Below are 17133 nucleotides of genomic sequence, written 5' to 3'. Positions count from 1 at the left end.
AACTTCACCCACTTAGTTTTTCTTTCATAAATTCACTGACTTCTTCAAAAGAAGTAACCGTTATCTCCTCTTCCCCTTGCACGTGGCTGACTGTTATTCGCCATGTTGGTGACAGCTGCCCTGCATCCAAAAAACCGGCACACCTGACAACAAAAGAAGCAACTTGTGGCTGACTACTCATCCTTTCCCCTCCTATTATCTTGAAATATTTTTCTCTTTTCCTACTTTAAACTGTGCTCCGCTTCTTCTGGACCACCATAATCTGATGGTCCCTACGATACCTTGAGGGAAAAACATCACCACCACGATATAAAGAATTCCGAAGAAAATAATCCAGCGTTCAAAAATCCAATGTACTTTAGCAAGGTCCGATAACCAATGGTGAGCAAACTCTATCAACCCTGCTCCGATGATGGCCCCAATCAACGTACCAACACCTCCAATGATAGTCATCAATAGCGCATCTAAAGTGACATCCACAGCAAAGACAGACGTATTGACAAACCTCAATGTCAATACATATAAACTTCCGGCAAAACTTGCAAATACACCGGCAACTACACTCGCTATGATTTTATAATGCAACACATGGTAACCAAGCGATTCTGTACGCTCCTCATTCTCTCTTATTGCCTGGAGCACCTTTCCTAGTGGGGAATGTGTAAACCTCCTCAATAAAAGAAAGATAATAACCATTAAAATTAAAGACAACAGATATAAATTTAATCTGTCACGCAAAGGGTCAGGAATACTGAAGGTAAAGCCATCATTTCCATATGTGAGTGTTCGCCATTTTTCGGCTAATACCAGAAACAGTCCGGAGAAGGCGAGGGTTAACATAGCGTAGAAGTGGCTCTTCAATCGTAGCGAAAGTATCCCAACAACATAGCTTACAGCACCAGCTATAACAGCCCCTACTAGAACCGCCAGTAGAAGCATCGGAATTGTACTCTCATATTGCTTCAACATAATACCAGTAGAATAAGCTCCTATACCAAAAAACATGGCATGACCAAACGAAACAATTCCCGTATAACCGAGCAAGATATCATAACTCATGGCAAATATGGCAAAAAGAAAGATTTGAGTAAACATGATTAATAGAGTGCGAGAATCTGTGACAAATGGAAGAGCAAGAAGCATCAAAAAAATGATGATGTATACGGTATTTGGTACTGTCTTGTATCTGTTCATTCTCTCACCCCTTTACCCCGAATAATCCTTGTGGACGGAAAATCAAAACTATAGTCATCAGAAGCATATTCACTGCCAATGCTAAATCCGGCACGAAATAGGCCATAAAAGAACCACTCAACCCGACTAAAATGGCGGCAAGAACCGAACCTGTAATACTACCCATACCACCGATTACCACCACAATGAATGCCAAGATCCCAAATTCGAGACCCATCTCCGCATAAATAACCCCCGAATATGGTCCAAGCAGCATGCCACCAAGTGCCGCCATTGCTGCACCTGTCATAAAAACGAGCATAAACACTCTTTTTATGTTGATGCCCAATGCCTGCACCATTTCCTTGTTGATTACACCCGCTCTAACTATAAGCCCGATTTTCGTATTTCTTAATGTATAGAAGATAGCCGCAAAGACAAGCGATCCTAAAACAATGATAAATAAGCGGTATTTGATAATGATAATATCCCCAAACTCCCAACTGCCACTCAAGTATGACGGAGTTCTCGCGCTAAGCTGATTAGGACCGAACACCACTTTAATCATTTCACTTAATACAAGCATGACGCCCAATGTAATCAAAATCTGTTGAACATGATTTCCATAGACAGGCTGGATAATGAATCTCTCTAGCGCCAATCCAAGTATTAGCCCGGTTCCGATTGCAGCAAAAATCCCTATCATAAAGCTGCCTGTTGCCGAATATACCCACACTCCCGAAAAGGCACCCCAGGCAAACAGCCCTCCGTGAGCGAAGTTAAGGACATCCATTAAACCGAATATCAATGTCAGACCAGCAGCCAGCAAAAAAATCAACATTCCTGTTGCTAATCCGTTTACCGTCAGATTCACCAATACATCCACTATCTGCCCCTCCTTTATGCAATCCCAAGATACTGCCTTCTAAGCTCCTTATCTTCCTTCAGTTCATGCATGTGCCCATGATGCACGGTCCGACCGTCATCCAATATATAGAAACAATCCCCTATAGTACTTGCCATATAAAAATTTTGCTCAACGAGAATAATGGTCGTTTCTTTTTTCATCTGCTGGATGGAGTTCATCACCTTCTCTACCATTATCGGAGCTAGCCCCTTACTTGGTTCATCAATTAACAGAAGCTTGCTGTTATTAATATAAGCCCGAGAAATCGCCAGCATTTGCTTTTGACCGCCACTTAAGTTTCCGCCACGCTTTTTCCAATATGTTTTTAAATCGGGGAACAAGTCTAACACCCAATCTAATTTCGTGAGAGTTTCTTCATCTGTTTTTTTCATGGCAACCTTCATATTTTCTTCCACTGTTAATTCTCCAAACACCCCTTGATCTTCCGGAACATAGCCGATTCCTATATTTGCAATATCATACGTTGCCATTCCGGTGATATCCTGCCCATCAAACACTATAGATCCTTTTTGGGGCGGATTCAGTCCCATCACACTTCTGAGAGTGGTTGTTTTCCCTGCCCCGTTTCTTCCAAGAAGTACGGTCACTTCCCCTTGTCTTGCCTCAAAATTAACACCTTGTAAAATATGAAACTGTTCAATATATGTTTGAATCTTTTCCACTTTAAGAAGCGTTGTCATCATACAATCCTCCTAAATACGCAGACTGTACTGTCTCATTTTTCATGATTTCTTCCGGTGTGCCGTCCGCTAATAATTTCCCATTAAAAAGAACGGTAACAGAATCGGACAAGTCTAATATCATGTCCATTTTATGTTCGATTAGTATGATGGTCCTGTCCCCCTTAGCTTTTATTAGTTTAATAACCTCCAGTATTGCCGGTACTTCCTCGATTGACATACCTGCCGTTGGTTCATCCAATAGAAGCATTTCAGTTTCTAGTGCCAGAAGCATGGCAATCTCAAGCTTTCTCTTTTCACCATGTGCCAAGTTTTTGGCGAGGGCTTGGGCTTTATCATCCAGAAGGACCGTCTTTAAAAGTTCTAAAGACCGCTCTTCAAACTCAGTGAAATTCCTGAAATGGGAAAACAAGTTATACCTTACCCCGCGCTGGGACTGCACTGCCAGCCGAACATTTTCCAACACTGTCAGATTTGGAAACACATTTGTAATTTGAAAAGACCTACCGATTCCTTTACGAGTCCTTTTCATAGGAGAAAGCTTTGTGATGTCCTCCCCTTTCCAAATCACTTCTCCATTTGTAGGCTTTAACTGCCCGCTTAAGAGATTGAAAAACGTCGTCTTTCCAGCTCCATTTGGCCCTATGATGGACTTGAAGTGGTAAGGCTCTACAGAAAAATTCACTTGATTGACTGCCACATGTCCACCAAAAGCTATCGTTAAATCCTTAGTCTGCAAAATGGGATCCAAAGTCGTACCTCCTTTTATTAGATTTCAAATAACACGAAGGAACTTTAGAGCATCGCTCCAAAGTTCCACACTTACTTATTGATTGTTACGAATTGGAGGAGCCGTTTCCTCCGGGGACAACTCCCGCATCAATACAGGAACTGGGTAATCGAATCCATCCACTTTCTCCAGACGCACAGCATATAAAGTTTGCATCGCTTGATGATCCTCAGGTCGGAAAGTCATTTGACCCTTTGGTGTATCAAAGCTCATCCCTTCCATCGTCTCTATGATCAAATCGGTATCCGTATCTCCATCTGTTTTCTTCAGTGCTTCCACAATAGCGATGGCTGCCGTCATTCCGCCTGGAGTAAAAAGGTCGGGAACTTCTCCGTTGAACTTTTCCTTATGTTTTTCCACCAACCAATCATTGACTGGATTATCAGGCAGGGTATGGTAGTAAACAGAGAACCCTTCCATTCCGATTAACTGTTCCATCGTGTGCAGTGCCGCAATATCTGGAGCACCTGTAGAAATCTTGATCCCTCTTTCTTGTACTTTCATATCGGAAATCTGATTCCAAGGAGAATTTGCACCCGCCCATACAACAAAGAGATAGTCAGGATCCGCATCTAATATCTTTTGGATATTGGATGTAAAATCAGTTGCAGCAGGATCCGCAAACTCTTCTAGTACAATCTCAGCACCAAGCTCCAATGCTGCTTCTTTAAAAGCCGCCACTCCATCATGACCAAAAGAATAATCAGGTGCCAATGTCGCAATCTTCACTCCATCACCTGCAATTGCAGCTGCTCCAGCCACTGCATCTTGAGAGGAATTTCGTGCCGTACGGAAGATATATTTGTTCCAATCTGCTCCTGTAATACTATCTGCCACTGCTGGTTCTACCAGCATCACCTTTTCATATTCTTCTGCTAGAGGCAGTACTGCCAAAGTGTCTCCAGAGCTTGATGATCCTACAAGGAAATCTACTTCATCTTCTTCTAATAGTTTTGTAGCTTTTTGAATTGCTACTTCCGGTTTAGTTTCGGTGTCTTCCACTACAAACTCTATCTTGTGTCCATTTACTTCCATTGTTCCATCTGTTGCATACTCAAGTCCAAGTTCAAAACCCTGTACTGTCTGCTTCCCATACGTTTCAAGCGCACCAGTTAAAGAAGCTAGTACCCCGACCTTGATTACCTTTTGATCTCCCTCGCCACTTGAATCTGTTTCCGTTCCGGCATTGCTGTCACTGCAGCCAGCCAATACCAACATCAGCACACACACAAGCAGAAATCCTGTCTTCCACTTTCTCATTGACCTTCCCCCTTAACCCTTTAGTTTGTTTAAGTTGTAGTTTCAGCTTAAGACGAGGTGGTTACAAATGGGTTACAAACCGCATAACATCAACCATATATAAAATAAAACCCCGCCATCGAGGCGGGGTTAGTTAGCTTTTCCAAGCACCATATCGTACATCTTTTTCGTCGAAAACATCGGCTCTACGCCAAGCTCACTTTCCAAATATTGTTTGCACTTTGCAAACCATTTCATGGCTTGTGATCGATTGTTTTTGTGATAATAACAAAACATCAGCAAACGATAGGCTTCTTCCCATGTTGGGTCTTTTTCAATAACCTTTTCGCACAACTGTATAGCGGTATCATATTCTGTACGTGCCACTAAAAGTTGTGCAAGCTTTTCACTACAACGCAGGTAGTAAACCAGAAGTCTCTCCCTTTCATTCAGACACCAATCAGCATATTTCTGGTCAGGAAGGAAATCTCCTTTATATAAAGCCAACGCTTTTTCTAAATAAGTTATTGCCTTTGCAGGCTCCTGTTCTTCCAGTCCAGCTGAAGCATACGATTCAAACTCACTACAATCCAGCACATAGCCGCAGTTGGGATTCAATCCATAAGAATTCCCCTCTCTTTGGATGAAGAAAGGCTCGGTCCTTGCTTTTCTTACCGGCTCCAATGCATTATTCAGTGCGTTAAGTGCTACTTTAAAATCTCTTGTCACTGTTTTATCAGGTACAGTTGGCCAAAGGGCTGAAAAAATTTCATCCTTTACTAATTGCTTGTTTCTTTTTGTGACAAAGAACTCTAGCAACTCTTTTGCTTTAGCACGTTGCCAATCTTTTGCCCCTACTTCCTTCTGACCAAGCCAGACTTTGAAATTTCCTAATGTTTGGATTTTTAACGTATACCCTGGATGGTTCTGAATTTGAGAAAAACCAAGTTCATTTAGTAAAGACGTAACATATGCTTGCTGAATCTCCCTATTCTGCGCTTCCATTAGTATTGGAGTGAATTTTTGCAGATCATATGGCCCAAAGGTGGTTCTGTTAGATAAAATAAATTCATAGTTTCCAGTTTGTAAGAAATTCAAAAATGAATTCATGGATTCTGTAAACCCTTCCCACTCCTGCCTTTCAAAATAGTAGATGGATGTCCAGAAAGACAGTAACATCTCTGCATACTGGTCGCCACAATTACGCAATAGCCTGCTCGCACGGAGACCATAAAAGTTTGCCATGTCCCACTTCCTATTATGAATAGAAGCTATTTTCATTGCGAGATAGATGAGACCAGAAAGCCAATTATCTTTTACTTCTTCCGTTTCTTTCAACGCCTCTTCTCCACATAGAATGGCTTTCTCATAGGCACCTTGATAAGTGTGCAAAATACATAGCCCCATGTTCGCTTCTGCTTTTCCTCTTGACACATTTAATTCTTCCATAATTTCCAGCGCAGTTTGATAGCATTCCTTGGCAAGTACACTATCATATATGTCCATTAATTGAACAGCATGACCTAAACGAATCCAGCCACAAGCCTCCACAAAAGGAGCTTGAAGTTTAATCCCTTGTTTTATTCCCGAATCAGCCAGTTTTTTTGCTTGGTCTGCATTTCCAATGAATGCTTCCACCAGCGATAATAGGAGATCTGTCTCGCGGTGTGACTGCGGCAGTGCCCCTTCTGTATGATTTTTTTTCTTGTATAGAAGGAGCTTTTTGGCTCTATGCAGCTTTCCAGAACGCAACAGGATTCTTGCTTCAAGGTTTCCTCCCTCCTCTAGTTTATAAACAGAGTCAAGCTTCTCGAACCATTCGAGCGCTTTCGGAGCATGTCCTGCATTCAAGGAATTCTCTGCCATGATGGCATACAGTTGATTTTCCTCCTTTTTTTCAATCGGGCATGCTTCCATCAGCATAATTGCCTCTGACAATACTCTTTCCGCTTTAATTGGTTGGATGGTATCCAGATATATTTTGGCAATCCCTTTCAAGGACCTTATGATTACAAGTGTATCCCCGGACTTTCTGGCAGCATCCAGTCCCTTTCTATATGCCGTTTCTGACTCCTCATAATGACATCGATAACGGAGAATCTCCCCTTGTATAAACCAGAGCATATAGTATCTTTCTTTTATTTCAGTATTTATTTTGAGCAATTTTTCTAAAACGTAAGAGAGCTGACCTTGCTCCATTAACTGAATCCCGTTTTCATGGATTAGAACTCCGATAGAAGAATAATCACCAATCTTTTCAAGATGCGAAATTGCTGGGAGAATATCTCTCTGTTTCATATACCACCTGGCACAGCGTTTATGCAACAGCATGAATTGCTCGTCCTGCTCTATTAATCTTCTTTCCAGAAATTCTTTAAAAAGGGCATGATAACGATATTGGTTTATTCCTGTTAAGGTAATAAACATATGACGTTCTGTCAGGGACTTTAGGATGTAGTTGGACCCATTTATGCCCAGAACCTCATCGCACATTTCCCCGTTAAGTACATCCATTATCGAAGTCTGTTCCAAGAACTGTTGAATCATCGGAGTCTGTTTCATAAACACTTCGGTTGCCAAGTACTTGAATAGATCTTCTAATTTCCCTTGCGTTGTGACCAAAGCAGCTGTGGAGGTTTCTTCTGCCAGCCTTTGACTTAATAGGCCTAACGCCATGACCCATCCTTCTGATAAGGAGTAGATCTGTTCAATGTCATCATTATCTACTTCTAACATATAAATATCTTCCAGAAGCACCTCCACTTCTTCTCTGGAAAACTTGAGATCTTCCTCAGTTATTTCTAAGAGTTCACTCTTCACCTTCATTGCCGTAATAACTTCCCAGTTTGGCCTTTCCCTTGTTATCAAAATCACATGAAGATTATTCGGGATATGCTGTAGCAACCAGTGGAACCATGTAACGATCTCAGGATTCTTTTGCACAAAATGAAAATCATCGATAATCAAAACGAGCGGCTCATCTATCTGAACTACTTCATTGATGAAGAGTGAGCATAGATCTTGAATTTCCTCTTCACGGATATAACGGTCCATTTTATTCACGTAACTTAATAAACCTTCTCCAAATTGACTCTTCCTGTTTCTGATTGAGTGGACAATATATCGTAAAAAGGGGATTAATTCATCATCAAATTCCGTTGCGGTATACCAACAGGAGATGGCATCAAAAGTGGGTGCGAAGGAGGCAACAATTGTGCTCTTTCCATATCCAGGACCGGAGTGAACAATCGTGACACCGAAGTTAGTAACCGCTTTCATTTTTCTTGCTATTTTAACCCTTCTAAGAACATGTTCCTTTACTGTAGGTGTCGTTATTTTGGTTTGCAATACCGTTTCTTGAGACTGCATCTACCAGCCCTCCTTTTTCTGAATTTTAAATCTATTATTATTTATTATAATGACTTATGCTTCTAAAAACACTAAAAAGAACAGCTAATTATAACAATAGCTGTTCTTTACTTGAAGGTCGTATTAAATTCATCAAATGGCCAGTAGCGGACATGTACTTTTCCGACGATGTCTTCTATTTTTACAAAACCAAAATGCCTGCTGTCTAAGCTGTTGAGCCTGTTATCTCCTATTACAAATACATGGCCTTTCGGTACTGTTTCTTCGCCTGTCAACTCTTCTAAAGAAAAATCTCCTGTAAAGTTGCCACCAAAGATTTTTAAACGCTCAGGTGTTATGAATGGCTCCGTTACCTGCTCTCCATTTACATAAAGCATATCTTGTTTGTATTCAATTTGATCACCTGGCAACCCAATTACTCTTTTTACGTAATGGACATCTTCATCTTCTTGTTGAAATACAACTACATCAAATCGTTCCGGCTTCGTAAAGGAGTAAACCATTTTATTGACCATGAGGAAATTCCCTTGCTCCAATGTTGGATTCATGGAATGCCCTTCTACAATATAATTGGAAAAGAAAAGCGCACGAATCATAAGCACCAAAAGGAATGTGACAACCAACCATTTCATTGCTGATTTACGTTTTGTGATCTTTTCTTTCAATTCATAACCCCCGAATATCTATCTAGGTCTTTTGTACTTTTAATATTATCATAATATACTGAATTTTTACAAACAATTGTTTATTTATCACCTGAGAGCTGTAATCGAAGTTCTACTTTTTTACCGATAAACCATAATACCAACATAATGGTAATGGCGATTGCTGTTTTAATCGGCGCACGAATAAAGGAAATGATGTCATAGCCAATATAACTGATGGTGAAAATCATGACCATTTTGCCAGCTACCAGAGCTAGAAAAAATTGATAAAACTTTATTTTGGATAATCCCGCAACCACATTGATCAAAAATGACGGAGTAAAAGGAAAACATAGTAATAAAAATATAGGACCGAAGCCATGCCTCTCGATCCAAGACATCATTTTCCTAATCTTATTTTTTCTAAGTAAAGCTTGGATTCTCCGGCTTCTTTGTAATTTATGTACAAAATAATAAACAATTACAGCTGCTACTACAGACCCTGACCATGAAATTATAAACCCAAGCCACAGACCAAAAGCAGCAGCATTTGCCATGACAATTACGATCAATGGGAGAAAAGGAAGAAAAGCTTCAAGCACCACCAACAGGAAACCCGGCAGCGGACCAAATGATTGATATTCCTCCAAAACCTCCAGTAGATTCTCCATTGTCAGTAATTCTTTCAAGTATTCAATAAATTCCATTACTTTATCTCCACTTCTCTGCTAGTCATCTTTCTCTATTGTACTAATTATTCCTTTATTGTCCCATTAAATAACCTCATTTAAAAGTTTTGCTTTGTTAAACAGCCAAATTTTTCATTATGTAGTTTCTCAAAAGCAAATATGCTTTTATAAAATGGTTCACTATATTCTTCTCCGTCTTCCAACGACCAGCAAATAGAAAGTATAGAGTGTGCAAATCCCCATGCAAGGATTCTTCGTTCATTCAGTTTCAATTTATCCACCAGAACAGAAATTCTTTTCGATAAGATTGGTTCTATCTGATCATCTGGAAGATTGTTTAGAAGAAATTGAATCGTATCGTATTCGCGCTCTCCCACCAATCCTTTAGGGTCGATGGCTACCCATGTGGATTCCGACTTTAAGATATTGTAATGATGGAGGTCTCCATGCAAAATGTATCTTTTCCTTTTTTCTTGAAGTAATCTTCGGAAAGTATGGATGGCTTTCTGAAGAAGGTCTTGTGTAATAGGGGCTTTACCTGTTGGATGTGCTTTTAAAAATTTTATGAGACTTTGCTCTCGTTCTTCAATCTGTGGCAGTCGCGAATCCAGTGTTTCCTGTACCCACAACGATTTCATAATACCGGCAGCAATCTCGGTTGCTTCTATGTCATTCTCCAGTGTTGCCAGGGTATCCCCTGGAATTAGATGATTTAGAATCAATATCCCTTTTTCGATTTCAACATCTAGGATCCGTAACATTCCGTCCCCTGCAAAAAAATTTAACGCTTCTACTTCGGACTGGAACTCCTTTGTCGGGACAGAGAGCTTCAGGACAACTTTGTGACCATCTTTTTTCTCGGCTGGGGCAACAAAATTATAGGAAAGTTCAAATGGAGCGAGAACCTTTAGACTCCATTTTTCCTCACAATATTCAATTAGCGAGTCAAAATTCCGCAGCCATGTCTCTCCTTCTTCTTTATGTATGCTCTTGATTGTTTGAATATATTTCTGCGGGAGATTAACCATAGTCCTATTCTCCACGTTGTGTAAATGCCCAGCGGTGGCCATCTGGATCATCTAACTCAAACTGGATGTCCCCCCATGGGCGGGTTACCGGCGCGGCTAGTGTTTTATTACCATTTTGATGGTCTATTGGTGTAAGTCCATTTTCTGTGACCAGCTGGAATAACTTATTAACATCCTCAACAGCTGCATGCACCTCTGTGATACCAGCATTGGTTTCTTCTGCTGGATGAAGCATTACTAGACCGCTTCCTAAGTGGAACCAGTGCATACCCTCATAACCGTGAGAGTATTCAAATCCTGCTATTGTGTACCATTCCTTTGATTTTTCCGTATCTTTGCAAAATAAAACAACGTGATCGAGACCTTTTATCATGTGAGTTCATCTCCCTAATAGTAATTTCCCATAGCTTTCTGGCAAGTTCGTGCCGAAAGCAGGCTAGTTGATGCCAAAACACCTTGTGTTCGTGCCGAAATGGACCAAGTTCGTGCCAAAAGCACCCGAGTTGATGCCAAAACCTTATTTTTCTGCTACTACGTCCTCTCGACTCCTTGCTTCAAAAACAGCCTCTCAGTAAAACAAAGCTCTCCCAAATGGAAGAGCTTCGTCTACTTACTACTTTTTACTTAGCACCTTCTAAATACTCCACAAACCAATTCTTAATATGATCTAGTCTGTGAATTCGAAGAGCTGGGTCTCCGCTTCTGGAAAGTTCGTGATTTGCACCTGGGAAACGAACAAGCTTAGTCGTCTTGCCCTGTTGTTTTAATGCAATGAAAAGTTGCTCTGCTTGCTCCACTGGACAACGGTAATCTCTTTCACCGTGCAAGATTAATAATGGCGTATTGACATTGCTAACGTATTTGATTGGAGAATGGTCCCAAAGCTTATCGACTTTCTCTCCCATATCCCCTTTTACTTCCCATTCAGAGAAGTAGTACCCAATGTCACTGACTCCATAAAAGCTCAGCCAGTTGGAAATGGAGCGTTGTGTGACAGCTGCTTTAAAACGATCCGTGTGACTGACCACCCAGTTTGTCATAAAGCCACCATAGCTTCCTCCGGTAATTCCTAGATTCTTTTCATCGATAAAGTCGAATGTTTCGAGGGCATAATCCATTGCTGTCATAACATCAAGATAATCCTTGCCACCGTAATCACCACGCACTGCATCTACAAATTCTTGTCCATAACCGTGACTACCACGTGGATTAGTGAATAACACAACGAATCCTTGTGCCGTCAATGTTTGGAACTCATGGAAATACGTATTGGCATACATGGCATGGGGGCCGCCATGAACCTCCAAGATTGTCGGATATTTTTTTCCTGCTTCAAATCCTGCAGGTTTCATGATCCAACCATGCAAATCCCAACCATCCGGTGCTTTATAGCGGATAGGTTCTGCCACACTCAACTCCACTTCATTCTTCCAAGCTTCATTGACTTTAGTCAATTGTGTTCGTGTTTGGGAACGGAAATCAAGGTAGTAAAGTTCCCCTGGATCTGTTGAGTTGCTTACCCCTACAATCGCTTCATGGGTATCTGTGAGCATGCTTACTGCATATACATGCTCATCTGGGAGATGAATTGGATACATGGAACCGTCCAAGGAACCGAAGTAGATTCCTGTTGCACCTTGGTCACTCATTAAGAAATAGAAACCTTCACTCTCTTCAGTCCACATAAGTCCAGGATTCACATTACCGGAATGGAAATCGCCAATGGCAACGTCCCCTACCTCCACATCAAGGTTCTCTGTGAGGCAATGAGTTTCACCTGTCGCAATCTGTGTCACCCATACACGAGTCAATGTTGCACTTTGAAACTCTTGTTCATGTCCCAGAAAGCCCAGGTACTGACCGTCTGGCGAGAAGGAGATGGTGGAAAAGAAACCGTTGCTATGGGTAATTTTCTTCTTTTCTTTTGACTGAACATCCATCACATAAACATCAGAAACTAGAGAAACATCTGGATTCTCTTCAAGATTTGCTACAAAAGCAATTTTCATTCCATCAGGCGACCATGCTGCGCTTCCATAATCCCTGTCTCCTTCTGTCAGGAGACTTACTTCCTTTGTATTCAAATCCAATAGTGCAAGGTGGTCGTTTTTGTTGTCTAAAAACCCTTTAGCATCAGACTTGTAACGCATTTTCTCCACTACAAGAGGCTCAGGCTTTTTCTTTTCCTCACTTTTAGAGCTTGTAGAATGCAAATCCTCCGCACTCTCTACAGAAGTACTAAACAATATTTTCGTTCCGCATGGCGACCATACTGGTCCCCTTGCTCCATTTTTGCAGAAGGTAACCTGCTCTGCTTCTCCTCCGTTTACCGGCATAACATATAGTTGGCTTTTCTCGTTTCGGTTGGAGACAAAAGCAAGCTTGCTTCCATCAGGAGACCACCTTGGGCTTGTTGCTCTTCCTTTTCCAGATGTAAATGGTACCGCGTTCCCTTCTAAGTCCCCTACGTAAATGGTAGAGCGATATTCATTGTCTTCCTCGTGAACTGTCGTCTGCACAAACGCATACTTGCGGGAATGTTTATCCCATTGCGGATCGGTGATAGACGTTAAACGAAACAGATCTGTTGACTCTATCTTTCTTTTTGTCATGGAAATCTCTCCCTTATGTAAAATTCTCTATTCTACTTATTTCGACAAATGAAATAATTCCCCTTTAAGAAACTTGAAAAAACTTTATTTTTTAAGCCAGACTGTCGACAGACTATAAACTAGTTAGGTTATCTGTTGGAAGAGTTGATCTCCGTTTCAGGAGCTTCGCTTTCCGCGGGCAGTCCGGAAGCCTCCTCGGGCTACGCCCTGCGGGGTCTTCCATGTCCTTTCCTCCCGCAGGAGTCTTCGCTCCTTCCACTGCGATCAACTAGAGACTTTCATTATTTTAAGCTTTGTCTACACACTGACTTGACAAAACTTTATTTTTCAAGCTTTAAAAAAGTTACTTGCATATTTTTAAGACTTTGGTATAAAATAAATACGAACAAACGTTCTAAATGTTTAGGAGGAAGATGAAATGACAAGATTATCAAAAGAACAAATTAACCTGTTTGAACAGGCGATATATCTTCCTTTGTTACTGATTGTTCTAGAAAGAGATACAAGCATTATTAAAGACAGTGGAATTAAACTAAAGGAACCATATCTTACACTTATTGATCAAGTTATGCGCAAAATTCAGCTGCAACTTAAGCAAATAAAAACTGACATGAAACAGCAACAGATGAAGCTCCACAAGTTAAAACAGGATGAATCCTTCACCATGTATGCTTTTCTTTTTAATGGATATGAAGAGCACCATAATTATTTCAACCCAAGAATCAGGAATAAGGTGAATGAACTTTTAATGCAGTATATTTTGAGAATGGAAGAGGCTTCGACTAATGAAAAATAGGTATAGTCGGGCTTAGTTTAGAATTACGCAAAGAAACATGGAGCTTGTTTTCTTCATTGATGGCAGCATAGAAAACTTCTTGAATATGAATGATATCCTTTTTCAATAATTCTTCTTTTAACCAAGCTTCGTCCAGTCCCAGCAGGCTCAGAGTTTTTTGCTGTATTCTCCCATCCATAATCACACTGTATTCTATAGAGGTCTTAGGTCGTACTGTGGCTACATCTTCCACTTTAACCGCTTCTTTTGCAGGTTTTAATTTCACCGAAAGCTCACCATTCGCTTCAATTAGTGCAAAGTGGACATCTTCAATGCGAAAGACATTCTTTTCCCTTAACATTTGTAGAACATTATCAATGGAATAATGGATTTTATACATATTTTCAATATGGAATTGACCTTCATAAATGACAAGGGTCGGTTCGAAGGACAACAGCCTCCCAATATGATGATTTTTTATTTTCCACCAGGCAATAAGCCTTTGCAGAAGCGCTATGGCAATGATAGCTCCTACTGTCGGCAAGTGATGAACGCTTGGATCCGCTATATCAGCCCCAACCACTGACCCTAGTGTTAGGATAACTAGAAAATCAAAGACGGGAAGTTCTCCAATCGAACGTTTTCCCATGAAGAGCGTAACAAATAGCATTAATGGCAGAATGGTTATAATCCGGAAAAGCACTTTTACTACGTCAATGAAAAGCTCCATCTTAGACATTCCTCCTCGGTCCTTTTCTTTAGCGTTATTCAAAAAGGGTGGGATATGCAATTTTTTTCCTAAAAAAATACACCTCTCATGTTGAAAGGTGTATTCCTGTCATTTAACTCTGCAAATCCTTACTGTTTCTCAATCTGTACATAATACCTGGTGTAGCAACAAGGCTTCGGTTGGAATTACTCCTTTTCCTATTGACTCGTTGCTGAAGCTTAGCCCTAAAAAGGGACGTACGATGGATTTGTGCCTCATATGAATTTTTCGAGATGGGAAATTCCACGATGGTGTTGTTCGGGAACATCACTTTTGTGTTAGCGGTAGGAGTCTTGTTATATTCATATGCATAATGTAGTGAAATCCAGATGCAGTTATCATTTGTAGGCGATGCAGTGGGGAAAAAGAAAATGTCATTCATCGGATCGATGACAATTGGGGGTTTGTGAGTATAGCCGGAGATGCCCTTGGTACCTTGTTTTCTTCCTTCAAAACTCGATCCGTAAAAGTTACAGCTATCTTCAATGATTTTTATTGGAGGTAATGAAACATAAACCTCTCCTTCTTCTTCAAGTACTTTTGAATAGAGATTGCCCTCCATTTCAACAGGAATGATTGCCATAGTAAAGCCATTAATCTCATAATCACTCGACAATTCGACATTATTCTTCAATATGTTCACCCTTTCTCTACGTGTTCCATGTCACCTTGTGACAATAGAACCACTAATTTGACTATTTATGTATATTTTCCCAGAAAACCCAAGCGGTGTAAAGGTTTTAAAAATATTTTAAATATTTTAAATATTTGTTGATTTTTATCGCGTTCCTCAATATACTATTAAAAAGGCTCGAGGTGAGGAACTCATGAAGAATGAGAAGTCTTATACGGAATTGATGAAAGCGAAAAAGATGAACAAGAAAGTGTCCGTTGAAGCCTATATGATGAATGTGTATGTTCAGATGATCATTGATGAGTCTTTATTCCACTACCACAAAAACCTTCTGCAAGAGAAAATTGACAGTGCCTTGGATGCCAATGACCCCTCCCTGTTTCACTTACTTTCCGCCAGATATAAAAAGTTCCTGAACGATTGGGGCGTTTCAGCTTAACGAGTAAAAACGCCAAATACCTAATAAAGAGAAGAGCACTGTTGGCTCTTCTCTTTTTTTTGTTTACATTGAAGTTATTTTTTCTCTTGATAAAATTGTGCTTCTTCTGTTGAGCCGCTCAGTGCAGTTGTGGAAGATGTTCCACCGGAAACGAGCTTTGCCACTTCATCAAAGTATCCTGTACCAACTTCACGCTGATGACGGGTTGCTGTATAGCCATATTGCTCACTTTCGAACTCCGCTTGTTGCAACTCTGAATATGCTCCCATCCCACGGTCACGATATCCTCTTGCAAGCTCGAACATGCCATGATTCAAGGCATGGAATCCAGCTAAGGTTACGAATTGGAACTTATAGCCAAACTGGGCAATCTGCTGCTGGAATGTTTCAATCGTTGCATCATCCAATTTTGCTTTCCAGTTGAATGATGGCGAACAGTTATATGCCAACAGTTTACCAGGGAACTTTTCGTGAATGGCTTCCGCAAAAGCTCTTGCCTGTTCTAGGTTCGGTTCAGACGTTTCACACCAGATCAAATCCGCATATGGTGCATAAGCAAGACCACGAGCTATCGCTTGATCAATGCCGGCCTTTGTGCGATAGAATCCTTCAGCTGTTCTTTCACCAGTCAAGAAAGCATGGTCGTTCTCATCAATATCACTTGTAATAAGATCTGCTGCGTCCGCATCGGTTCTTGCAATCAAGACCGTCGGAACACCCATTACATCAGCTGCAAGACGAGCGGAGATTAGGTTTTTCACAGCCGTTTGAGTTGGCAATAATACTTTCCCACCAAGATGCCCGCACTTTTTCTCTGAAGACAATTGATCTTCAAAGTGAACACCAGAAGCACCAGATTCAATCATTCCTTTCATTAACTCAAATACATTCAGCTGACCGCCGAAACCTGCTTCTGCGTCCGCCACGATTGGGGCAAAATAGTCCACCTCTTCGCTGCCTTCTAAGTATTGAATTTGATCTGCACGTTGCAATGCTTGATTGATTCTTTTAACAACATGCGGCACACTGTTTGCAGGATAAAGACTTTGATCGGGGTACATATGGCCGGATAGATTGGCATCTGCCGCTACTTGCCAGCCGCTTAAATAGATAGCTTTTAATCCCGCTTTTACTTGCTGAATAGCCTGATTTCCTGTTAAAGCTCCAAGTGCATGCACATAGTCCTCTGTATGAAGAAGATCCCAAAGTTTTTGTGAACCTCTTTTGGCCAATGTATGTTCAATATCAATGGAACCTCTAAGACGCATCACTTCTTCTGCAGAATACGGTCTTTCAACCCCATTCCATCTTTGTTCTAATTCCCAGCTTTCTTCTAACTGTGCAATTCTTTCTTCTCTTCTCAT

General features: G+C 40.8%; 17 protein-coding genes. 2 read left to right on the top strand and 15 right to left on the bottom strand.

The features are described from left to right. Window positions 1-4 precede the first annotated feature (4 nt). The 12 genes from LC091_RS13890 to LC091_RS13835 all read right to left on the bottom strand — a co-directional run bounded on the left by LC091_RS13890 (window position 5) and on the right by LC091_RS13835 (window position 13152). Window positions 5-181 carry a hypothetical protein gene (locus tag LC091_RS13890; RefSeq protein ID WP_226682619.1) on the bottom strand — a complete coding sequence of 59 codons (177 nt, stop codon included), beginning with the start codon at window positions 179-181 and terminating at the stop codon, window positions 5-7. 14 nt (window positions 182-195) lie between these two features. After that, on the bottom strand, window positions 196-1194 hold the full coding sequence (locus LC091_RS13885; RefSeq protein WP_226682618.1) for a branched-chain amino acid ABC transporter permease: 999 nt from the start codon (window positions 1192-1194) through the stop codon (window positions 196-198). Between the two features lie 4 nt (window positions 1195-1198). Then, complete coding sequence (locus LC091_RS13880; protein ID WP_226682617.1) at window positions 1199-2059, bottom strand: branched-chain amino acid ABC transporter permease; 861 nt, start codon at window positions 2057-2059, stop codon at window positions 1199-1201. 14 nt (window positions 2060-2073) lie between these two features. After that, complete coding sequence (locus LC091_RS13875) at window positions 2074-2781, bottom strand: ABC transporter ATP-binding protein (protein ID WP_226682754.1); 708 nt, start codon at window positions 2779-2781, stop codon at window positions 2074-2076. Continuing rightward, window positions 2765-3532 carry an ABC transporter ATP-binding protein gene (locus LC091_RS13870; RefSeq protein ID WP_226682616.1) on the bottom strand — a complete coding sequence of 256 codons (768 nt, stop codon included), beginning with the start codon at window positions 3530-3532 and terminating at the stop codon, window positions 2765-2767. The genes LC091_RS13875 and LC091_RS13870 overlap by 17 nt, the downstream gene beginning before the upstream one ends. Window positions 3533-3607: 75 nt before the next feature. After that, window positions 3608-4831: a substrate-binding domain-containing protein gene (locus LC091_RS13865; RefSeq protein WP_226682615.1), complete on the bottom strand. Its 1224-nt coding sequence runs from the start codon at window positions 4829-4831 to the stop codon at window positions 3608-3610. Between the two features lie 129 nt (window positions 4832-4960). Beyond that, window positions 4961-8179, bottom strand: coding sequence for a BTAD domain-containing putative transcriptional regulator (locus LC091_RS13860; RefSeq protein ID WP_226682614.1), 3219 nt, complete (start codon window positions 8177-8179; stop codon window positions 4961-4963). A 107-nt stretch (window positions 8180-8286) separates the two neighbouring features. Next, window positions 8287-8844, bottom strand: coding sequence for a signal peptidase I (gene lepB, locus LC091_RS13855; protein ID WP_226682613.1), 558 nt, complete (start codon window positions 8842-8844; stop codon window positions 8287-8289). An 80-nt stretch (window positions 8845-8924) separates the two neighbouring features. After that, window positions 8925-9530: a TVP38/TMEM64 family protein gene (locus LC091_RS13850; RefSeq protein WP_226682612.1), complete on the bottom strand. Its 606-nt coding sequence runs from the start codon at window positions 9528-9530 to the stop codon at window positions 8925-8927. Window positions 9531-9610: 80 nt separating this feature from the next. After that, the gene (locus tag LC091_RS13845; protein WP_226682611.1) at window positions 9611-10540 is read right to left on the bottom strand and encodes an aminoglycoside phosphotransferase family protein; all 930 of its coding nucleotides are present in this window, start codon (window positions 10538-10540) and stop codon (window positions 9611-9613) included. Window positions 10541-10544: 4 nt separating this feature from the next. Further along, window positions 10545-10913 (bottom strand): VOC family protein, encoded by a 369-nt coding sequence (locus LC091_RS13840; protein WP_226682610.1) that lies wholly within the window; start codon window positions 10911-10913, stop codon window positions 10545-10547. 247 nt (window positions 10914-11160) lie between these two features. Beyond that, the gene (locus LC091_RS13835) at window positions 11161-13152 is read right to left on the bottom strand and encodes a S9 family peptidase (RefSeq protein ID WP_226682609.1); all 1992 of its coding nucleotides are present in this window, start codon (window positions 13150-13152) and stop codon (window positions 11161-11163) included. A 418-nt stretch (window positions 13153-13570) separates the two neighbouring features. Between LC091_RS13835 and LC091_RS13830 the strand changes: the two genes are divergently transcribed. Continuing rightward, window positions 13571-13948: a hypothetical protein gene (locus LC091_RS13830; protein WP_226682608.1), complete on the top strand. Its 378-nt coding sequence runs from the start codon at window positions 13571-13573 to the stop codon at window positions 13946-13948. Here the strand turns inward: LC091_RS13830 and LC091_RS13825 are convergent. Together LC091_RS13825 and LC091_RS13820 are read right to left on the bottom strand one after the other, a co-directional pair. Next, window positions 13935-14657, bottom strand: coding sequence for a DUF421 domain-containing protein (locus LC091_RS13825; protein ID WP_226682753.1), 723 nt, complete (start codon window positions 14655-14657; stop codon window positions 13935-13937). The two genes, LC091_RS13830 and LC091_RS13825, sit on opposite strands and share 14 nt — an antisense overlap. 112 nt (window positions 14658-14769) lie before the next feature. Next, window positions 14770-15330, bottom strand: coding sequence for a competence protein ComK (locus LC091_RS13820; protein WP_226682607.1), 561 nt, complete (start codon window positions 15328-15330; stop codon window positions 14770-14772). Between the two features lie 193 nt (window positions 15331-15523). Between LC091_RS13820 and LC091_RS13815 the strand changes: the two genes are divergently transcribed. Next, window positions 15524-15769 carry an IDEAL domain-containing protein gene (locus LC091_RS13815; RefSeq protein ID WP_088017583.1) on the top strand — a complete coding sequence of 82 codons (246 nt, stop codon included), beginning with the start codon at window positions 15524-15526 and terminating at the stop codon, window positions 15767-15769. 74 nt (window positions 15770-15843) lie between these two features. Here the strand turns inward: LC091_RS13815 and aceA are convergent, their stop codons facing one another. Next, on the bottom strand, window positions 15844-17133 hold the full coding sequence (gene aceA, locus LC091_RS13810; protein WP_226682606.1) for an isocitrate lyase: 1290 nt from the start codon (window positions 17131-17133) through the stop codon (window positions 15844-15846).

The sequence above is a fragment of the Sutcliffiella horikoshii genome (assembly GCF_020524325.1).
Lineage (GTDB): Bacteria > Bacillota > Bacilli > Bacillales > Bacillaceae_I > Sutcliffiella_A > Sutcliffiella_A horikoshii_D.
The sequence above is the reverse complement of the archived record's forward strand: the minus strand, read 5'-3'. Positions and strand labels throughout refer to the sequence as shown.

Coding starts and splice junctions, on each gene's coding strand:
- LC091_RS13850 (WP_226682612.1), bottom strand. CDS start 9,530: ATGGAATTTATTGAATACTTGAAAGAATTACTGACAATGGAGAATCTA.
- LC091_RS13865 (WP_226682615.1), bottom strand. CDS start 4,831: ATGAGAAAGTGGAAGACAGGATTTCTGCTTGTGTGTGTGCTGATGTTG.
- aceA (WP_226682606.1), bottom strand. CDS start 17,133: ATGAGAAGAGAAGAAAGAATTGCACAGTTAGAAGAAAGCTGGGAATTA.
- LC091_RS13890 (WP_226682619.1), bottom strand. CDS start 181: ATGAGTAGTCAGCCACAAGTTGCTTCTTTTGTTGTCAGGTGTGCCGGT.
- LC091_RS13835 (WP_226682609.1), bottom strand. CDS start 13,152: ATGACAAAAAGAAAGATAGAGTCAACAGATCTGTTTCGTTTAACGTCT.
- LC091_RS13860 (WP_226682614.1), bottom strand. CDS start 8,179: ATGCAGTCTCAAGAAACGGTATTGCAAACCAAAATAACGACACCTACA.
- LC091_RS13885 (WP_226682618.1), bottom strand. CDS start 1,194: ATGAACAGATACAAGACAGTACCAAATACCGTATACATCATCATTTTT.
- LC091_RS13815 (WP_088017583.1), top strand. CDS start 15,524: ATGAAGAATGAGAAGTCTTATACGGAATTGATGAAAGCGAAAAAGATG.
- LC091_RS13845 (WP_226682611.1), bottom strand. CDS start 10,540: ATGGTTAATCTCCCGCAGAAATATATTCAAACAATCAAGAGCATACAT.
- LC091_RS13840 (WP_226682610.1), bottom strand. CDS start 10,913: ATGATAAAAGGTCTCGATCACGTTGTTTTATTTTGCAAAGATACGGAA.
- LC091_RS13825 (WP_226682753.1), bottom strand. CDS start 14,657: ATGGAGCTTTTCATTGACGTAGTAAAAGTGCTTTTCCGGATTATAACC.
- LC091_RS13875 (WP_226682754.1), bottom strand. CDS start 2,781: ATGACAACGCTTCTTAAAGTGGAAAAGATTCAAACATATATTGAACAG.
- LC091_RS13830 (WP_226682608.1), top strand. CDS start 13,571: ATGACAAGATTATCAAAAGAACAAATTAACCTGTTTGAACAGGCGATA.